This is a genomic window from Oleiphilus sp. HI0117 (assembly GCF_001635235.1).
Map to the genome: position 1 here is coordinate 1 of NZ_LWGA01000792.1, position 3,340 is coordinate 3,340.

The following is a 3,340-nucleotide window of genomic DNA, read 5'->3' on the forward strand; positions in this document are numbered from 1 at the left end:
CCTTGCAGGATTTGAAGTACGTTATGACGGAAAGCATAAACGCTCATCATTGTGCTTAGACGAATTGAGCAAACACTTCTCTTTTGAAACATTCTGCCCTGAAGCCGCTGCCGGTTTTGGTATACCCCGCCCCAAAATGCGACTTACCGGCAACCCTTCCAGGCCAACGCTACGGTATAACGATGACACTGACTTAACAGGCATAAACTTAGGCCCTCAATTACTTGAAGGCTGCAAAGAGGCCCTTGATAGCTTTGGGTCTTTAGATGGCTTTGTTCTGATGAAAAACTCACCCAGCTGCGGAGTCAGAAACGTCAAAATATTTCAGAGTGACAGCACTATTCACCAACAAGGCGGTATGGGCCTATTCGCGGCAGCCTTGAAGGAAAGGTTCCCTTTATTGCCGATCGAAGAAGAAGTGAATTTGCACGACGAAAGTCAGTATATGGAGTTTGTTAAGCGAGTTCATGCTCACTTTAAATCGCGGAAATGACAAGTATCAGGCGTAACCTATCTTAAGCAAGGGCCACTCGCGCTCAAGGTTATCCTCAGCCCTAATCTCCAATCATTGGCTTATAAAATTACATCTACTGCCCATTAACCGTTAGATATCCACTCATAGGTATTGACACATATCAATCAAGCCCGTTATTTAACCATGCGCCCTCCAATTGTCTAGTAGACTTAAGGATTACGTTTAAAAAAGAGGGCTAGAAAAGAACCATGCAAAACTCAGATAAGAATCAATCAGACAAGCAAACTTCGTCTAAGAATAAGACTTTGAGCTCAGTAGGGACTCAGCTTCACGCTCTAGCAGAAAAACGCCATGACCCACATTATATTGCCGAATCATTTAGGTCAGGCGAATACCCATACAAGACAAAAATTAGTCGCCAACGATACGAAAGCATAAAAAAAGAATTACAAATCGAGCTACTAAAAGCCCAGAAGTGGATAAGAGAGTCAGGACAAAAAATAGTGATTCTGTTTGAAGGGCGAGATGCCGCTGGTAAAGGTGGCACCATAAAACGCTTTATGGAACATCTAAACCCACGGGGCGCTCACGTTGTTGCTTTGGAAAAGCCGACTGAAGAAGAGCTCGGTCAGTGGTACTTTCAACGCTACATTAAACACCTGCCCACCAAAGGTGAACTCGTTTTATTCGACCGGTCTTGGTATAACCGAGCAGGTGTTGAAAGAGTTATGGGGTTCTGCGAACCGAGCGACTACCTTGAGTTTATGCGTCAAACGCCAGAACTAGAAAGAATGCTTACCCGTAGCGGTATAAAATTATTTAAGTATTGGTTCTCTGTTACTGAAGAAGAGCAAACCGCTCGCTTTCAGAAACGTGAAACTGACCCTCTAAAACAGTGGAAACTAAGCCCTATCGACAAACTTGCTCAAGAAAAATGGAATGACTATACCGAAGCGAAAGAAGCGATGTTTTTCTACACCGATACCGCTGACGCACCCTGGGTAGTCGTAAAATCAGATGATAAAAAAAGAGCACGCCTTGCGTGTATGCAACACTTCCTTTCTAAGCTGGATTATCCTGATAAGAATCATCATGTTGTTCGTGGAGCAGATCCCCTTATTGTCGGCCAAGCATCATCAGTTATCGAAGAAGACAGCCATATACTAGGTAAGTCTCTTCACCCGGAAGCTAAAAAATAAGGCACAAATGCGTTCCTTTAATTTCTTGTTGAACCCAGTAAAATCTGGGTTCAACTTGTAAGCGGGCCACTAAGATAATTCCGCAACAACCTCTGAACCACAGTCCCTTACTGCATAAAATAGACAATCCATCTTGGCGATTTCCGGATTATTAGTGATCATAAAGAGCTTTAAGTCTCGTTTAGCAAACAATCCGCCGTCTTTGATATAAACCAACTCATTTACCACACATTCTTCTCGACTATTTTTTGAAGAAAATACAGCTTTCAGATCATCTGTTGCGACCCAACCCAACTGCGTATCTTTAACAGTAATACCTGAATTCAATTGCTCTATACTGGGTAGCAAACACAAATCAGATTCTTCACTTAATTTCTCGCCATACCTTAGACGACAATCATCCTTTAGTTCGAGCCTTACCGGATTAGTAAGCACCTCCAAGCTCTCTTGACTTTCTTGGCCTGCCAAGACACTTTCTAAACGAAAATAACGATTTAAGCCCTCCCAAGCAATCTGGTGCGCAGACTCATCTAAACGCCCTCCACATTCAATCGTCACAGTTGGGCAAAGGTATTCGGTGACCTCCATCAGAGCCCCTAAACGTAGGTGAGTCACGATGAGGCGTTTAGTAAACAATTCTGTCAAAGCATCATGCTGAGGATCTTCGTAGATCGCCACCGCAAATGAAGGGCCTGAGCCCGAGGTGTTATGCATATCGATCAAGCTTTCAGGTTTATAGCGCTTTAAAGTCTCTAGAATCTCAGCGGCGAGATAGCCAGGTTCATCATCAAAGGGTTCTTTAAAGCAGCGATTCAGGTCACGCTGACGAGCGAAGACACGATGACTGAATGAAGGCTCCAAGCTAGCCGCTGATACTGAAGCCACAATGCAAACGACATTCACCGCTGGCTTAAGTCCCGACTTCAACCATTTAAATAAGGCAATAAGGCCTGAAGGTTCATTGCCATGCAGTAGCGTTACAAATGCTCGCGTTCGAGTGGTGTCATCTCCTGACAGCAGGATTTCTGAAGGGCCTCCCAAGTAATCAAGAAACTGATAGATATCCTCACCAATTGAGCTTGGGTCTGGGTCACAAAATCTGTTTAACTCTATACTCATTCTTATATCCAATAATTGTTACGTTAAAGGCCATTCACCCACTGGAATGTTGTCTAGGCTGTAAGCAATATAGTCTTCTAGCATTGCTTTTCTTGCTTTGTCAGAGCTATAAGACTTTTCATTCTGATAATAAGCGGTTCTCTCTCTTTGCCATACTGCTCCGTTCTGCTTTGACTCAAGACGCTTTTTAACAATGGATAGATAATAGCCTGCTTCCTCATCTTCAACACCGATACTACGCAAGCCCTGCTCTGCATGATCAATGCTTTGGGAAAGAATATCGATAATGGGCTGATCACGACAACCTGAACGCTGAGGGTCTGGCCAAACGATTCGTGCACCCAAGCCAAATTGCGCGGCGCGATAGAAGTTAAACTCCGCTAAATGAAAAGGTAAAGCAGGCATCAGCTCATTCATTTTGTCGCGATAGTACTCTGCCAGACCGATATACAGTGCTGCATTGGCAACCATATCAACCGCGCTGGGCCCAGCGGGCAAAGACCTTAGTTCTATCCGTAAATGGCCTTCATCAGCATCGTCATATACC

General features: G+C 44.1%; 3 protein-coding genes and 1 pseudogene. 2 read left to right on the top strand and 2 right to left on the bottom strand.

Features of this window, described 5'->3' with window-relative positions:
- Together A3757_RS12930 and ppk2 are read left to right on the top strand one after the other, a co-directional pair.
- Positions 1-493 (top strand): DUF523 domain-containing protein (locus A3757_RS12930; protein ID WP_156506314.1); only part of this gene is annotated, 493 nt, incomplete at its 5' end.
- 230 nt (positions 494-723) lie between these two features.
- Positions 724-1,674 (top strand): polyphosphate kinase 2, encoded by a 951-nt coding sequence (gene ppk2 / locus A3757_RS12935; RefSeq protein WP_082865461.1) that lies wholly within the window; start codon positions 724-726, stop codon positions 1,672-1,674.
- Positions 1,675-1,743: 69 nt separating this feature from the next.
- On the opposite strand, the gene A3757_RS12940 is transcribed toward ppk2, so the two are convergent.
- Both A3757_RS12940 and A3757_RS26780 read right to left on the bottom strand, forming a co-directional pair.
- The gene (locus A3757_RS12940; RefSeq protein ID WP_068515139.1) at positions 1,744-2,793 is read right to left on the bottom strand and encodes a succinylglutamate desuccinylase/aspartoacylase family protein; all 1,050 of its coding nucleotides are present in this window, start codon (positions 2,791-2,793) and stop codon (positions 1,744-1,746) included.
- Between the two features lie 18 nt (positions 2,794-2,811).
- Positions 2,812-3,340: pseudogene (locus tag A3757_RS26780) on the bottom strand (glutamate--cysteine ligase); the annotation flags it as partial.

What these genes read in the sequence shown, in the direction of transcription:
- ppk2 (WP_082865461.1), top strand. Translation starts at nt 724, where the DNA reads ATGCAAAACTCAGATAAGAATCAATCAGACAAGCAAACTTCGTCTAAG.
- A3757_RS12940 (WP_068515139.1), bottom strand. Translation starts at nt 2,793, where the DNA reads ATGAGTATAGAGTTAAACAGATTTTGTGACCCAGACCCAAGCTCAATT.